Origin of the sequence: Kitasatospora sp. NPDC096140 (assembly GCF_040303045.1) — a bacterium.
GTDB lineage: Bacteria > Actinomycetota > Actinomycetes > Streptomycetales > Streptomycetaceae > Kitasatospora.
This window is the reverse complement of sequence record NZ_JBEOUW010000047.1, coordinates 58616-73672: the sequence shown is the minus strand read 5'-3', so window position 1 is coordinate 73672 and position 15057 is coordinate 58616. Positions and strand designations below refer to the sequence as shown.

The window sequence follows — 15057 nt, the reverse complement described above, 5'->3', positions numbered from 1 at the left end:
TGACAGATTTCGAAATCTGTCAGCTGTCCGCTGTTTTCTGTCTGCTGTCTGCTGTCTGCTGTGCGCCGACTTCGGTGCGCCGCTTCCCGGCTCCCGTCGCCCGTCGCCCGTCAGCCGGTGGCGGCCAGCTGGGCGAGGTAGCGCTCGGCGGCACGGAGCTTGCGGCCCTCCGGGCCCGGAAGGTAGGCGCGCAGCTCGATGATCTCCGGGGCGATGCGGATGGCCTCCGCACGGTCGGTGATCGATCGCCAGCAGGCCTCAGCGTTGGTGGCCGCCTGCTGGGTCTCCGGGTGGTCCGGGCCCTGCGAGCGGAGCAGCGTCAGGGCCACTTCGCGGTAGATGTCCGCGGCCTCGGCCGGTCGGCCCGCGAGCCGGCACACGTGTGCGCGGACCTGGCGCACCTGGAGCACCGGCTCGGAGACGGCGCCGTGCTCGGCGATGGCCTCCAGTTCGAGGGCGAAGGCCAGGTCCGTCGCGGCGGCGTGGTCCCCGGCGTCGGCGCTGCGGACGATCCGCCCGATGACCTCGCGGTAGTCCGGACGCGGCCGGCCGTCGGCAGCGGCTTCGGCCGGGGCCGGCGCCTCGGCGGGGGCCTCCGCCGGCGCGGGCGGAGCATCGGCCGGCACCTCGTCCTGCGGCGCCTCGTCCTGCAGAACGGCATCCTGCGGAACGGCGTCGGCAGGCACCTCGTCAGCGGGCACGGCGTCAGCGGGCACGGCGTCCGCAGCCACGTCGTCGGTCTGCTCGGTCTCGGGCGTCTCCTCCGTCACCGTTTCCACGACGACGGCGACATCGGTGTCCCCGGCCGACTCCACGGCCTCCGCGGTCGCCACCGCGTCCTCCACCGAGGGGAGTTCGGCCTCGGCGGCGGCGTCCGCAGCCTCCGGCCGGCCCTTGTGGAGCGTGACGCCCGCCGGGGGCAGGGTGCCTACGGGCGCGGCGTCGGCCGGGGCGGGCTTGCGCAGGGTCACGCCCGACGCCACCACGTCGGTCCGGGAGGACCCGGCCGGTTCGAAGGGCTCGGAGGCTCCGGAAGACTCGGAGGGCTCAGAAGACCCGGCAGACTCCGAGGACCCGCCCGCCTTCAGCAGGCTGACCGGGCGGGCCGGCCGGGGCGGGGTGGGCGGCACGCCCGGCTTGACCAGGCTCACCGGGCCGCCGACGCCCACCGGAGCGGCGGCAGGGGCCGGCACCGGCGGCGCGGCGACGCCGTCCTGCGGCCGCGCGGGGCGCGGCAGCGACGGTGCCGGGGGCTGCGGAAACTCCGCGGGCACCGCGTCCGCACCCCGGTCCGCGGCCCGCACCGGGTCCGGCACCTGCGGCAGGTCGACCGACGGGCCGTCGCCGCGCCGCGCGGTGTTGCGGAAGACCGGGCGGTCCGGGGTGTGCGTGGCCAGGATGACGACGTCCGGCCGCAGCACCGAGTACACCTGCTGCCGCAGCTGCTCGGGCGCGAGCACCTCGCCCGCACCGGGCCGGCCACCGTGCAGCGCCTCGATCAGCGCGCGGGTGAAGGTGCCGATCTGCTCCGCGTCCGGGCTGACCACGGCCCACAGCGGAATGCCCTCGCTGAGCGGCGAGACGGTGCCCTGGAGGTACGGCCAGGCGTTCTGGTCGGCGCTCAGGTCGGCGATGACCAGGGTCTGCCACTCGGCCGGACGGTGGCTCAGTTCGGCGGCGATGGCCTGCCAGGGCAGGCCGTCCTGCTTGGCGTCGCGCAGCGTCAGCTGCAACTGGCCGCCCCGCTTGTCGGCGACCACGTGGCCGCCCACGTGCACCAGCAGCGGCCCGGGGTGCCGGGAGGCGGCACGCAGGTGGGCGAGGACGGTGTGCGGGTCGCTGGCGCCCGGGAGGTGGACGGCGTCCACCGCGTCGGCCGCGAGCAGCACCTGCGGGGAGACCGCGGCGAGCATCGCGGAGAGCACCGGCGCCTGGGCCGGTCCGCCCCGGCCCCAGGTGCGGCGCCCGGAGTTGCCGTACCCGCCCTCGATCACCAGGATCCGTCCGCGCGGCGCGGCCCCGAGCCCCCCGGCAGCGGCGGCGGCCGCGCCCGGCAGGCCACTCGGTGCACCGCCCGCGGCCGGGAACGGAGGCGGCGTCACCGGGGACGCCGACCCTGCGGCCGGCAGTCCGGTGAGCGTCCAGCCGGTCGGCGGGACGGGCGGCGCGGCGGGAGGTGCGGCAGGCGGCGCAACCGGAGGCGCCGGCACCTGCGCGGGCTGCTGCGGCACGAGCGGAGCAGACGCGGCAGCAGGCACCGCCGGAGGCACGGCAGCGGGTACCGGAGCAGGCATCTGAGCCGGTACGGCCGGGGGCGCGGGCGGCGGCTCGTAGAGCGCCGCGGGCCCGGGCGGGTGCTCCTCGGACGGGAGGCGCGGGCCCGGCGGCGGTACGGCGTCCCAGGGGCCCGAGTCCGCAGTCGGGTCGGGGCCTCCGGAAACCGCTGTCGTCTCCGCCATCTCCTGGTCACCGCCCCGCCCCGCCGCTCCCGCGGCGTCTGATGCCCTTGCCTGCATGGTGCCAGCCACCACACTCCGTGCGCCGCCACCCTACGAGATCCCGCCGCACCCGATCCAGGCCGGGTGGCCGATCGGCGCGCCACGGCCCCCGCGCCGGCCGCTATCGTGCCGTCATGACCGGTACCGACCGCCCGTTGCTCTTCCTCGACGTGGACGGACCGCTGATCCCCTTCGGCGCCCCGCCCCCGGGCGGCTACCCCACCTACCGCAGCCCGTACGGATCCGGCACGGCCACTGGCGGGAACCCGTTGGTGGCCCGCGTCGACCCCGCACTGGGGCCGCGCCTGCTCAGCCTGCCGTGCGAACCGGTGTGGGCGACGACCTGGCTGGCGGACGCCAACCACTGCCTGGCTCCGTGGCTGGGGCTGCCGCAACTGCCCGTCGTGGACTGGCCGGTGGAGGAGGAGGACGAGCCGGGCGGGGTGCACTGGAAGACCCGCACGCTGGTGGCCTGGGCCGCCGGCCGTCCGTTCGCCTGGGTGGACGACGAGATCACCGAGGCGGACCGCCGCTGGGTCGCGGCCCACTCCCCCGCCCGCACGCTCCTCCACCGGGTGGACCCCCAACGCGGCCTCACCGAGGAGGACTTCACCGCCCTGGGCACCTGGCTGCGCACCACCTGAACACCGGATCCGAGCATGGGATCCGCACGCGAAGTCCGGACACGAACCGCCGATCGGTCGGCTACGGCGGCGTGCGCAGCCCGACCGCGAGACGATCCGCGCCGGACGCGACGACCGCCGGCACCGCCGCCACCGCTTCGTCGAACTCGGCTTCCCGCTCCTTGAGTTCGGGTTCGGCCGGAGCGGCCACGTCGCGCACCGCCCCCCGCTCCACGACCGACGCCCGCGACCCCGCCCGCCCGGCAACGACGGATGCCACGCGGCCGGGGACGGCCCTGCCCTGACGCCAGCCCTCAGGACCCGGCGAGCAGGTCCCGCAGCAGGGCGACGGTGTCGGCGTCGAGGTCGCGGCCGGTGCGGCGGCTGAGGGCGTCCAGCCGGTTGACGGCGCGCAGCAGCTGGTCGCGGGCGCCGGCCGAGGCGTAGGCGTAGAAGAGGTCCCGGTGCAGGAGTTCGACGTCCGGGGCCACCGCGAGGCCGCGGAAGACGGCCGCCTCGGCGCTGCGGTGGTCGCCGTACTGCAGGCGGCGGGCGGCCAGTTCGTGGGCGGTGTCGACGATCGCCGCGATCATGTCCTGGCGCTCGGCCTCGGCCCAGCCGTACGAGGCGGGCGGGGCCTCGGCGAACGGGGCACCGCGGACCAGGGCGAGTGCGTGGGCCAGGGCGGCATCGGCGGTGGCACTGGTGCTGCGCATGCCGCGCCGGTAGAGACTGCGGAACTCGTCCCAGTCGCAGGTGACCGCCGGGGCGAAGGAGTAGCCCTCGGTGGTGTCGGTGGGCAGGAAGGCGCGGCCTTCGGGCGAGGTGCCGAACCAGGCGGCCAGGTCGGCCAGTTTGTCCGGCAGCGGACTCTTCGCGTCGGCCGTGGTGGGGTGCGGATCGAGGTGCGCGGCGCCGGGGTGCAGGTCGTGGTCGAGGGCGTGGTGGTCGGAGCCGGGGCGCAGCGCGAGGTAGACGGCGAGTTCGGTGAGCCGGGGCAGCGCGCCGGCCTCGGCGGTGCCGAGCACCCCGGCGACGTCCACCGGGCCGAGCAGCCGGATCCGCGGCGCGTTGCGTTGGGCGTGCGCCTCCGGGGAGCGCAGGATGGCGAGCAGGTCGTCGCTGTCGCTGCGGCCGGGGGTGGTCCGGGCGACGGGGGCGACGGCTGCGGGACCGGGCTCGGCCGCCGGCCCGGACTCCACGGCGGGCTCGGGGGCGACGGCTCGGGTGTCCCCGGTCCCCGCCGTCACCACCGTCCCCACCGGGGTTCCGGCCCCGGCTTCGTCATCGGCCTCGACGCCGGCCTCGACCTCCGCCTCGGCCTCGACCTCGGCGGTCGGCTCCGCAGCCGGCACCGACTCCTCGCCCGGGCCCGGCTTCGGCACCACCGGAACCACCGGAACCACCGGCACGACGGCGAGCACGGCCGTCGGGGTGTCCACGGCCTCCGCGGCACCGCCGGCGGCACCGTCGGCGGCACCCGCGGCGGCCTCCTCGGCCCCATCGACCTCGGACACGCTCGGCCGGCGCAGATCCCGGGTGGCTTCGTCGCCCGCGGCGTGCCGCCCCTGCCCGTTGACGGCGAACCGGGCCGGTCCGGCCGGAACCGCACTCGACCCGCCGGGAACCGCACCGCCCGACGCCGCACCGCCGGACGCCGTACCGCCGGACGCCGTACCGCGCGACGCACCACCCGAAGCCGGCCCGCCCGACGCGCCGCCCGACGCGCCGGCCGGCAGCGGCGCCGGAGCGGGCGTCACCGGGTCCGTGCCCGCGAACGGGCTGGCGCCGGTGCCGATGACCCGGGCGAGCAGCCGCGGGCCGGCGGCCGCGTCCGTACCGCTCTCGTCCGCACCGCCCGAGGCCCCGACGGCGGCCAGCACCGGTACGGCGGCGGGCAGTTCGGTGGTGTCGGTGTCCTCAGGGCCGTCCAGGGTCCAGGCCGGGGCGGGGTGCTGGGTGGTGTCGTCGGCGGCCCGGAGCAGCTCGGCGACCTGGTCGTACTGCCGTCCGCTGAACCGCTGCAGCTCGACGGTGAGGTGCAGGCCGGGGATGGCGGCCTGGCCGGCGGTGGGCAGCGTCCAGCGGGCCACCGGGCCGGTGCCGCGCTCCGGGGCCCGGGTGATGACGGCGACGCAGGTGCGCGGGCGGGCGTCGAGCAGCCGGCCGAGTTCGGCGGGGATCTCGCCGCCGGGCTGTTGGGCGCAGAGCACGATCTCGGGGGTCCACGACTCGTCGGCCTGGCCCCGGCTGCGGGCGTCGCGCGGGCTGGCGGCCTCGGCGGCGACCAGGGTGGCGCGGGCCTTGGCGGTGCGCGGGCCGAGGGCGGCGAGCGCCGCCTCCAGAGTGGGGTGGCGGTGCACGCGTTCGGCGGCCGGGCCGCTGATCGGCACCTCCTCGGCGAGGTCGACCAGGTGCAGGTGGAGCCGGTCGGCGAGCGGGCTGTGGGCGAGCTCGACGGCGAGGGCGCGCAGCACGTCGCGGGCGTCGTCCGGGTGGCCGGAGAGGTGGAGCAGTCGGACGGCCTCCAGGTCGGCGAGGACCACCGAGCCGTCGGGTGAGGTGCCGAGGGTGACCAGCGCGGGGTACGGCGCGGCGGTCTTGCGGGCCTGCGCGGGGCTCAGCATGTCGCCGGAGTCGGCGCTGCACCACCAGACGTTGGCGGCGTGCGCGGCGCGGAACGGCGCGATCGGGGTGGCGGGGCCGGACAGGTGCAGCTCGACGGTATGGCCGGGGGTGATCCGGGCGGCGACGATGGCGGGCAGGCGCTTGCCGCCGCGCACGGTGTTGCGGGCCAGGGTGCGCAGGGCGCGGTCCAGCAGTTCCAGCCCGGCCTGGTCCTGCCGGGCCATCAGCTCGTTCTCGAAGGCGGCGGCCTCGGCGGCGGGCATCGCGATGCGGTGCCGGGGGCGGCGGGCGCGCTGCTGGGTGCCGCGCTTGTGGGCGACGGTGCCGATCATGATGGCGGCGAGCAGGACGCCGACGGTGGAGGCCGTGAGGGCGATGGTGTAGTCGTCGCTGGGGGCCGGGTCGGCGTGTGCGGCGGGGGCCGGCGCGTGGGTGGGCGGCGCGTGCGTCGGCGCCGGGGCCGACTGCGGCGCGCCCTGCGAAGGCGCGGGCGCAGGAGCAGGAGCAGGAGCAGGAGCCGGAGCCGGGGCGGGCGCAGGAGCAGGAGCAGGAGCCGGAGCCGGGGCGGGCGCAGGAGCAGGAGCAGGAGCCGGAGCCGGGGCGGGCGCCGGAGCGGGCACAGGGGCAGGAGCAGGAGCAGGCGCGGGCGCCGGTGTGGCGGCTGCCCCCGGCACCGTGAGCACCATCCCCGGCACCACCACGTCCGGGTCGGTCAGCTGCTCCCCGTCCGGCGCCTGCACCCCCTTGTTCGCCTCGAAGAGCTTCGGCCACTCCTCGCCGTCCCCCAACTCCCGCTGGGCGATGGCGGACAGGCTGTCCCCGGACTGCACGGTGACGGTCCGCTGCCCGTTCGAGCCCGCACCCGGTTCCGTGCCGGCCTGCGGTGACGTCGCCTGCGGAGCGCCCTGCGCAGCCCCCTGGGGAGCGCCGCCCGACGGGGCGGGCGCCGGCGCCGGGCTCTTCGCCTCGTCCGGCTTGGCGTCCGTCGGCATCAGCAGTTCCCAGCCGGGCTGGATCGGCCGGTCGGCGTCGAAGCGGTTGCCCGAATCGTCCATCGCCCGGCCGTCGTTGAGCTTGGCGATCTCCACCCACCGTTCTCCCGAGCCCAGTTGGCGCTCGGCGATGGACCACAGACTGTCGGCCGGCCGGCTGTCCCGCACGGTGTAGGTGGGCTGTTGCTCGGCGGCGGGCGCGAGCGCGGGTGCGGACTGCACGGCGGGGAGCGCGGCGCGCTGCACGCCGGGGGTCAACTGGGCCTGGACGGCGGGGGTGTGGGCCACTTCGGGGACGGCCGCGAAGGCCGAACCGGCCACCGGCAGCAGGGCGAGCACCGAGCCGACCAGTCCGGCCGCGAGCCGCTGGCTCCAGCCGAACGCCGGGATCCGGCGGGCGATCCGGCCGCGCAGCTGGGCGGGGATCTCCAGCAGCACGGAGAACGCGAAGCACGCCCAGGCGAGCCAGCCGACCACCACCAGCGCCCACAGGAACAGCCGTCCGTCGTCCGGACTGGTGAGCGCCTCGCCCACGCCGCCCGGCGCGACCTCGCCCATCCCGGCGACCGCGTGGGTGCCGTAGAGCAGCAGCGCGGGAACGCCGAACAGCAGGACGAGCAGGGTGACCAGCGCGGCGAGCGCCGTGAGCAGGGCACCCCCGCGGCCGCGTCCGCGCGGCGGTCGGGGCGCCGGGGCGCCGGGCCGTCGCGCGCCCCCGCCGCCTCGATGTGCGGCCCCGGCCCGGCCGTTGCGGGCCCGGGCGGTTCGGGCCTGGTCCTGGGCGGTTCGGGCCTGGTCCTTGGCACGTGGCGCGGCCATCAGTCGGTCTCCGCTTTCTCGACTCCGTGGACGAGGGTCGCACTGCCCCTGCCCGTTACCTTCCGCTCCCCGAGGGCGCCCAGCAGGACCGGCCGGTAGTCGGCCTGCACGGTGACGGTGACGACCTTGCCGTCGCCGGAGAACTCGATGCCGCCGGCCCGCAGGCCGTACAGGCCGAGGTAGGCGTCGGCGGCGTCCCGCACGTACTGCTCCTGGACCTTGAAGCCCTTTCCCTGCAGCACGGCGGCCTGGTCGAGCTGCTGTCCGCCGACCCGCGCGGCCTCCTGGGCGTAGGCGTCGGTGCGCTCGGCGACCCGCAGTCGGCCACCCGCGTCGATCACCAGGGCGATGACGAGCACGACGTAGGCCGCGCAGATCGCGACGAAGAGGGCCACCGCGCCCCGGTCGGACCGTCGCGCCCGCAGGGCTCGCCGCAGACGGCTCAACACCCGCATCCCCTCCCCCCGATCCGCACGTCCCTCTCCCCACCGGCCCCCACCGGGCGCCACTCGGTACCGTTGTGTCATCCCCCGAGCGCTCTCCGCTTGCGTCTCCCCCGCGCGGGCCGCCTCCAATCCCCCGTTTTCCCGGTGGTGGCGGCGCGCGCCCTCATGCGCCCCGGTAACGGTCCACCACCGAGGTGAACTCTCCGACGAGGTGCTTCGTCACGGGTACCCCGGACGGTCCGCCGATCAGGTCGGCCAGTTCGACGTCACAGACCACCGTGACCTTGACGGTCCGGACGGTGCCGTCCGGCAGCTTCAGCTGCCCGTCCTCGACGTGCACGTCCTGGTTCCGGCAGACCACGCCCTGCTGGCCCAGCGTCGCCAGGGCGGAGTCCTTGGCCTGCGCCTGCGTCTGCGCCGCGGTCGGATCGCGCTGCAGCGAGGCGGTCCGGGCTCCGGCGCGGGCGGCGGCCTCGACGGTGCCGGCCGCGGTCTGCACCCGCCCGGCGGCGACGGCCACCAGGATCAGCCCGACCACCGCCGGGGCGACGATCGCCGCCTCGATCGCGACCCCGCCCCCGTCCCGGCGCAGCCGTCGCCACCGGCGCAGTGCCGGGAACCCCCGGCTCACGGCTTCACCACCGGCGGTACGAAGCGCTCCCGCGGCGCCTCGGCGAACTGCCGGATGACGGGCGCCGAGAGCCCGGGTATCAGCAGCGGCGGCGTCAGCTCGACGGTGACGCGGATGGTGGTGGCCGAGCTGCCGTCGGTCCTCACCTCGTACCCGTGCGCCCCCTGCCGCTCCAGGAAGTCCCGGGCCTGCCGCACCGCCGCGGCGTTCTTCTGCTCGTCCGTCGCGTTCCCCTGCACCCGCCCGGCGTCCACGCCCTCGCGGGCCGCGGTGAGCGCGACCTGCCGGTCGAACCAGATCAGCCCGGCCTGGACGGTGATCAGCAGGAGCAGCAGGACGACCGGGAAGACGATGGCGAGACTGACGCTCATCGACCCCTGGTCGCCACGACGGACCGGACGCTTCATCCCTTGGTGGCCCCGCCCGCGCCGCCGGCGCCGCCCGGCATGTTCGGGTCCTGCTGGACCTTCTGGACGACCTTGTCCTTCAGCAGGTAGAGCGCGGTCGCGACGGCGCCCGCCACGAAGACCAACGCGATGATGGCGAGGGCGAGTTCGATGCTGATGGCGCCGCGGTCGCCGCGCGCGCGGGCGGCCCGTAGCCGGCCCAGCCGCAGTGTGAACAGCAGCAGGGCGAACTGCACGGGCAGCAGCGCGGGTCGCAGCACCCGGCCTGCCAGGTCGGCGAGTCGAACGTACATCGGGTTCTCCCGGTATGTGGTGTGGTGTCAGCTGCTGGGCTGATCGTTCAGTTGAGCATCTGGTGGAGCGCGGGAAAGACGATCAGGACGGTCATCAGCAGCGTCAGGGCGGCCCCCGGCGCGACCATCCGCTCGCTGTCGGCGTTGGCCCTGGCGAGGTCCTCGGCGAGCAGTTCGCCGCGCAGGCCCTTGGCGCGGGCCCGCAGGGTGTCGTACACGGCGGCGCCGTCGGTGCCGGACAGCCGCATGATGTCGGCCACGTCCTGCAGCGGGGTGAGGCCCAACTCCTCGGCCAGCGCGTCGAGTCCGGCCCACGGCGGGAGCCGGTCGGTGGCCGCGCGCTCCAGGGCGTCGCGGATCCGCCGGAACACCACGCCCCGGCCGACCGAAGCGGCCCGGCGCAGCGCCTCGGCGGGGCCGCAGTCGGCGGCCCGCTCCAGCGCGACGAGCTCCAGGTAGGCGGCGATGCCGTGCAGGTACTCGGTACGCGCCTCCTTGGCCTCGCCGCGCACGACGGCGTCCGGGACGAACCACAGCAGGCCGGCCAGCAGCGGCCCGACGACCAGCGGCAACGCGAAGGGCAGGCCGATGTCCATCAGCACGGCCATCGCGCCGAGGTAGGCGGGCAGCACCAGGCCGAGCGCGGCGAACAGCAGCTTGTGCACCATGAACCGGGCCGGGGTGCGACCGATCAGGGCGAGTTCGCGGCGCGGGACGGAGACCCCGCGCAGCCGGACGGACCGCTCGCCGATCCGGTCGTACCAGCGCGGACGTTCGTCCGGGTCCTGCGCGCGGTCCGCGGGTACGGCGTGCAACCGGTCCAGCGCCTGGCGCAGGTCCGGGGGTGCCGGCCGCAGTTCGGCCACCAGCAGGGCGAGGCCGCCGGCCGCGACGGCGCCGGCCAGCACGGACCAGGGGGAGATCACCGGACCTCCCCGAGCTGCTCGGTCGGCTCCTGCTCGCGCGCCGGTGCGCCCGTGCCCCGCCCGCTCCTGCTGCGCCGGTCCGGCGTCAGCAGCCGGGGCACCGGCGGGTGGGAGGCCAGCGCCCGCATCCAGGCGATGATCGCCACGAACAGGGCGGCGACCACGGCCAGGACCAGCTGGCCGAGGAAGGTGCCGTACGGCCGGGTGTACTCGGTGTTGAAGGACCCGATGGTGACGACCAGCACGATGATGCCGACCAGCCAGCGGATGGTGGTCCGGTGTTTGGCCCGGTCCGCCTCGATGGCGCGGCGCTGGCGGACCTCCTCGCGGACCGAGTCGGCCATGTCGGACAGCGTGCGGGCCAGGCCGGGGCCGCTGTCCCCGGCCCGCAGCACGAGCGCGGCGAGCACCTTGTCGGCGGTGGCGTCGGCCAGGCTGTCGGCGAAGGCGTGCAGCGCCTCCTCGGGCCGCCAGCGGGCCTGCAGCCGGGCCGCGAGCTCGCCGACCTCGTCCTCCAGGGCGGCGGGGGCGGTGCGGCGGCTGGTGACGATGGCCTGGTTGAGGCCGACGCCGAGCAGCAGCACGTCGGCGATCCGCTGGGTCCACTCGGACAGCGCCTCCAGGCGCTCGATCCGGTGGGTGTCCGGGCGGGTGGTGTCGAACAGCCAGGGCAGGCCGAAGACGGCCAGCGGCACCAGCAGCGCGGTCAGCGGGATGCCGGTGAACAGCCAGGCCAGCGGCGCGCCGACGAGCGCGAGCGGCAGCTGGACCCGGCGCAGCCGCACCATCCGGGCCGGGGCCGCCCCGGGGGCGCCGTACCAGAAGACGTGGGCGCGCCCGGCGAGCGGGTTGGGCCGCCCGGCGGTGTCCTCGTCGGCGGGCTCGCTGCCGCGGGCCCAGGCCACCAGGGCGACCAGGCCGCCCGCGACCGCCAGCCCGCACAGGGCGAACAGCAGCATCACCGCGCGCCACCGCCGATCCGCAGCTGCAGCGGGGTGGCCCAACTCCCGTACCGGGAACCGAGCAGGCCGGCGTCGAAGCCGGCCCGGCGCAGGTCGTCCAGGCACTGCGGCGGGGTGTGCGGGACGGCCCGCGGCTCACCGAGGTCCGGCCGGGGCCCGAAGACGGTGTTCAGTGCGGGCCGGCCACTCTCGCCGAGGCCGGTGACCTCCAGGACGTGGGAGACGAAGCGGTGCCGTCGGCCGCCGACGGCGGTCTCGTCGACCATGCTGACGTGCACGATGAGGTCCAGGGCGTTGGCGGTGAGCCGGTAGGCGAGCGAGTCGGTCATGTGCGAGCCGTACTCCAGGCAGAGTTCGGCGATGCGGTCCACCACCATGTGCGGGCCGCGGGCGTGCAGGGTGCACATCGAGCCGCCCTCGCCGTTGGTCATCACGCGGAGCATCGGGACGACCTCGCCGGAGCGGACCTCGCCGACGATGATGCGCGAGAGCGTCATGCGCAGCGCGGCCGGGATGAGGTCGCCGATCGTCAACTCCCCGGCGAGCCGCCCCTCGACGCGTTCGCCGTTGCCCTCGCGGGCCTCCATCGGGACGACCTGGCGCAGGTGGCCGAGGGTGTGCAGCCAGAGCTCGAACTCCGACTCCAGGGTGCCGATCCGCTCGTCCGGCGGGATCTCGGCGGCCATGGCGCGCAGCAGGCTGGTCTTGCCGACGCCCTGGGTGCCGGTGATCATCACGTTCTTCCGGGCCCGGATCGCGGCGGCCAGGAAGGCGGCCAAGGTGCCGTCCAGGGTGCCGAGTTCGACCATCTCTGGCAGCGTCGCGGAGGCCACCCGGTGGCGCCGGATCGCCACGTAGGGGCGGGGCGTGACCTCGGTGAGCGCCTGCAGGCGCATGCCGCCCTCAAGCCGGAGCGCGAGGGTCGGGCTTGCGGTGGACAGGCTGCGCTCGCCGCCGCCGTGCTGGCGGGCCAGGTCCTGCAGCAGCTCGACGAGTTCGGCGTCGCTGTCGGCCACCGGCGGGACCTGGCGCAGGGGTTGGTGCACCTTGGAGACCCAGACGTCGTCGCAGCCGTTGATCAGGATGTTCTCGATCTCCGGGTCGTCCAGGTAGGGCTGGAGCCGCCCGGCCCGGAAGAGCAGGTCGAAGACGGCCTCGGCGAGGGCGCGGTCCTGCTCCCGGGTGGGCGGGATGCCGTGGGTCTGCGCGTAGGCGTCGGACCAGCGGGCGACGGACTCCTCGATCAGCGCCCGGCCGCGCTGGCGGCGGGTGGCGCGGTCCGGCTCGGAGCCGGAGGTGGCGGTCAACCTGCTGATCTGCTGGTGCAGTTCGGCCGCGACCTGGCGTTTGAGCTCCCGGGCGACCTGCGGGTCGACGGCCGGCCGGGTGGCGGCGCCGCGCACGTCCAGCGAGGGCAGCTGGGAGGGGACGGCGGTGGGCGCGGCCGCGCCGGGAGCGACCGGGCCCGGCACGACGGGCTGCGGCATCGGCGCGGCCGTCGGCGTCGGCGTGGGCGTCGGCGTGGGCGCAGGCGCGGACGTCGGCGTGGCCCAGGGCAGTGCGGCCGGGTCGGCCGCGGGGTGCTGGTGCAGGGGGCTACCGCGCACGGAGCACCTCCCCGGGGTTGTGCGGGTACTGCCCGTTCACCTGCACCTGACCATCCGTCACCATCGGTTGCTGAAGCGGGTACTGGTCGTCGGGCTCGGCCGGATCGGGCGACTGGACGTGCGCCGGGAACGGCGCCGGAGCGGCCGGCTGCGGCGCCAACCCGGCCAGCGGGGCCACCGGACCGGTGGTGATCACCGGCGGGACCGGCTGCGGCGGCGTGTACGACGGCGGCTCGGCCTCCCCGGGGCCGTAGGGCGACTGCCCGTACCCGGCCTGGCCGTACGCCGTCGAGCCGTACGCCGTCGCGCCGTGGGCGGGCTGCGCGTAGGCCGACTGCCCGGAGCCCGCCTGGCCGTACCCGCCCTGCCCGTACGCGGTCTGGCCGTACGTGACCGGGGTGGGTGTCGGCATCGGCCGGGCCGGCACCGACGGCGCGGGCACCACCGGTGTCGGCGCCGCGGCCGCCGGCGCACCCGCCGCCGGAGCGGGCGCCACCGGCCGGGCGGGTGCCTGCCCCGGCACCGACCCGGGGGCGGGACTCGGCGCGAGCCGCTGCCGTCTGCGCCGGACCAGCAGCTGCACCTCGTCCGCCGCCGACCGCGCCGTGCGCATCAGCTCGGAACGGATGAACCGCCGGTCGGTGGTGTCGCCGCCGTCGGAGAGCACCTTGGCGGTCCGGGTGGCGTGCGGCAGGACGCCGAGCACCGGCAGCCCGAGTTCGCGCGACACCTCCGCCCGGGTGTACGGCCCCTCGGCGACCAGCATCAGCCCGAGCGCGTCCGACCCGGTGCCGCCGGAGGCGAGGTCCTCGACGAGGGCGGACAGCCGGGGCCGGACGGCGCTCAGCCCGCGCAGCGTGGTCCGCACCGTCACCGCCACCACGTCCGCCCGGCGGGCCAGCACCGCGCTCGCGCCGGTGGCGCCGGAACGGCCGAGGTCCACGATGACGTCGTAGCCCTGCTGTTCGATGCCGTGCAGCAGCTCGACGAGCGGCTCCCAGGTGTAGGCGAGGCCGGGGGCCTGGGTGGGGTCGGTCAGCCCGGGCAGCAGCAGGCGTTCGGCGTCGCCGTCGGGCGAGAGGTCGATCAGCTGCTCCCAGATGGTCTGCGCGAGCAGCCCGCGACGGTCGGCGACGGCCAGGTTGCGCAGCCCGTACACCGCCTCGACCCGGCCCTCCAGGGCGCCCGCGAGCACGGCGCCGCCGTCCGGGTCGGCCTCGACCAGCAGGATCCGCCGACCGGGCTGGAGCGGCCAGGCCAGCAGCAGCGCCAGCGCGGTCGTGGTCGCGCCGGGCGCGCCCGGGCCGCCGACCACCGCGATCACCGCCATCAGGCGCCCCCGGTCGCGCTCGGGGCTCCGGTGGAAGGCACACCCGCGGCCGGCGCACCGGCGGAAGGCGCGCCCGCGGCGGGTGCGCCGCTCGGCGCCGGGCTCGGCGCGGCACCACCGGTCGCGGCACCACCGGCCGCGGCGCCACCGGTCGCAGTGCCGCGCGGAGCCAGCAGCACCTGGATCCGGCCGCTCGCCACCCACTGCGCCAGCCGTGGCCCGTCGGCCGTGCCGACCGCGACGTCGATCACCTGGCTGCCGTCGGTGTCCACCCGGCCGACGGTGATCACCGTCGCGGGCAGCGAGTCGGCCCGGCCGTTGTCGGGCGTGAACACCACGACCAGCTGCACCCCCGGCTGGAGCCGGCTGGCGGGCAGTTGACTGCGCTTGGCCGACACGCCGACCACGATCTGCCCGGGCTGCACGGTGAGGCCCTGGGCGAGGTCCCCGCTGGTGAGCATGGCGCCGCGCTTGAGGTCGGTGGCGGCGCGCATGCCGATCGCCTTCGCGCGGTCCTGGGCCGACACCGGGTGCAGCGCCGGGTCACCCGCGATCCGGGCGACCACCAGGTCGTCCTCGGTGATCACCTGGCCCCACGGCACGTCCCGGGCGAGAGCGAGCACCGCGACCCGCTGACCGGTGCTGTTGTAGAGGACGGCCCCGCCCAGCCCGCCGGCCGCGATCAGCGCGACCGCCATCGCCAGCACCGCAGGGCGGCGCCGCCTCGCCCGCATGGTCCGCGCGGGCGCGTGCGGTGCCGCCCGCCCCCGGCCCTTGCCCTGAGCGCCGCCCTGCTCCTGCTGCTCCGGGAGCGCCACGGACGCCCCGGCGGCCGTGGGTGTGCCGGATCCCGGCGTCGCGAATGTACGGTTCTCCACCGGGTTCCGCCCTTCCC

Annotated in this window: 13 protein-coding genes; 1 reads left to right on the top strand and 12 read right to left on the bottom strand. The window is 76.5% G+C overall.

The features are described from left to right. Window positions 1-110: 110 nt before the first annotated feature. Entirely contained in the window at window positions 111-2102 is a 1992-nt protein-coding gene (locus ABT048_RS34555; protein WP_350525552.1) for a hypothetical protein, read from the bottom strand. Between the two features lie 530 nt (window positions 2103-2632). On the opposite strand from ABT048_RS34555, the gene ABT048_RS34550 reads away from it, so the two are divergent. Further along, a complete protein-coding gene (locus tag ABT048_RS34550) occupies window positions 2633-3142 on the top strand; it encodes an HAD domain-containing protein (RefSeq protein WP_350525551.1) in 510 nt (169 codons plus the stop codon). A gap of 61 nt (window positions 3143-3203) precedes the next feature. Here ABT048_RS34550 and ABT048_RS34545 read toward each other — a convergent pair whose 3' ends face one another. From ABT048_RS34545 to ABT048_RS34495, 11 genes are all read right to left on the bottom strand, one after another. Next, the gene (locus tag ABT048_RS34545) at window positions 3204-3341 is read right to left on the bottom strand and encodes a hypothetical protein (protein WP_350525550.1); all 138 of its coding nucleotides are present in this window, start codon (window positions 3339-3341) and stop codon (window positions 3204-3206) included. Between the two features lie 94 nt (window positions 3342-3435). Continuing rightward, the gene (locus ABT048_RS34540; RefSeq protein WP_350525549.1) at window positions 3436-7560 is read right to left on the bottom strand and encodes a LysM peptidoglycan-binding domain-containing protein; all 4125 of its coding nucleotides are present in this window, start codon (window positions 7558-7560) and stop codon (window positions 3436-3438) included. Then, window positions 7560-8009, bottom strand: a complete 450-nt coding sequence (locus ABT048_RS34535; RefSeq protein WP_350525548.1) for a hypothetical protein — start codon at window positions 8007-8009, stop codon at window positions 7560-7562. The genes ABT048_RS34540 and ABT048_RS34535 overlap by 1 nt, the downstream gene beginning before the upstream one ends. A gap of 160 nt (window positions 8010-8169) precedes the next feature. Next, window positions 8170-8637, bottom strand: coding sequence for a TadE/TadG family type IV pilus assembly protein (locus ABT048_RS34530; RefSeq protein ID WP_350525547.1), 468 nt, complete (start codon window positions 8635-8637; stop codon window positions 8170-8172). Continuing rightward, a complete protein-coding gene (locus ABT048_RS34525) occupies window positions 8634-9008 on the bottom strand; it encodes a TadE/TadG family type IV pilus assembly protein (RefSeq protein ID WP_350525546.1) in 375 nt (124 codons plus the stop codon). The genes ABT048_RS34530 and ABT048_RS34525 overlap by 4 nt, the downstream gene beginning before the upstream one ends. A gap of 32 nt (window positions 9009-9040) precedes the next feature. Beyond that, on the bottom strand, window positions 9041-9337 hold the full coding sequence (locus ABT048_RS34520) for a hypothetical protein (RefSeq protein ID WP_350525545.1): 297 nt from the start codon (window positions 9335-9337) through the stop codon (window positions 9041-9043). Between the two features lie 47 nt (window positions 9338-9384). After that, window positions 9385-10263 (bottom strand): hypothetical protein, encoded by an 879-nt coding sequence (locus tag ABT048_RS34515; RefSeq protein ID WP_350525544.1) that lies wholly within the window; start codon window positions 10261-10263, stop codon window positions 9385-9387. After that, entirely contained in the window at window positions 10260-11222 is a 963-nt protein-coding gene (locus ABT048_RS34510) for a type II secretion system F family protein (protein ID WP_350525543.1), read from the bottom strand. The genes ABT048_RS34515 and ABT048_RS34510 overlap by 4 nt, the downstream gene beginning before the upstream one ends. After that, entirely contained in the window at window positions 11222-12832 is a 1611-nt protein-coding gene (locus tag ABT048_RS34505; protein WP_350525542.1) for a TadA family conjugal transfer-associated ATPase, read from the bottom strand. The genes ABT048_RS34510 and ABT048_RS34505 overlap by 1 nt, the downstream gene beginning before the upstream one ends. Continuing rightward, window positions 12822-14162, bottom strand: coding sequence for a CpaE-like family protein (locus ABT048_RS34500; RefSeq protein WP_350525541.1), 1341 nt, complete (start codon window positions 14160-14162; stop codon window positions 12822-12824). The genes ABT048_RS34505 and ABT048_RS34500 overlap by 11 nt, the downstream gene beginning before the upstream one ends. Further along, window positions 14162-15040 (bottom strand): SAF domain-containing protein, encoded by an 879-nt coding sequence (locus ABT048_RS34495; protein WP_350525540.1) that lies wholly within the window; start codon window positions 15038-15040, stop codon window positions 14162-14164. Before ABT048_RS34495 ends, ABT048_RS34500 begins: the two co-directional genes overlap by 1 nt. Window positions 15041-15057 lie beyond the last annotated feature (17 nt).

What these genes read in the sequence shown, in the direction of transcription:
- ABT048_RS34550 (WP_350525551.1), top strand. Translation starts at nt 2,633, where the DNA reads ATGACCGGTACCGACCGCCCGTTGCTCTTCCTCGACGTGGACGGACCG.
- ABT048_RS34540 (WP_350525549.1), bottom strand. Translation starts at nt 7,560, where the DNA reads ATGGCCGCGCCACGTGCCAAGGACCAGGCCCGAACCGCCCAGGACCAG.
- ABT048_RS34525 (WP_350525546.1), bottom strand. Translation starts at nt 9,008, where the DNA reads ATGAGCGTCAGTCTCGCCATCGTCTTCCCGGTCGTCCTGCTGCTCCTG.
- ABT048_RS34520 (WP_350525545.1), bottom strand. Translation starts at nt 9,337, where the DNA reads ATGTACGTTCGACTCGCCGACCTGGCAGGCCGGGTGCTGCGACCCGCG.
- ABT048_RS34510 (WP_350525543.1), bottom strand. Translation starts at nt 11,222, where the DNA reads ATGCTGCTGTTCGCCCTGTGCGGGCTGGCGGTCGCGGGCGGCCTGGTC.
- ABT048_RS34500 (WP_350525541.1), bottom strand. Translation starts at nt 14,162, where the DNA reads ATGGCGGTGATCGCGGTGGTCGGCGGCCCGGGCGCGCCCGGCGCGACC.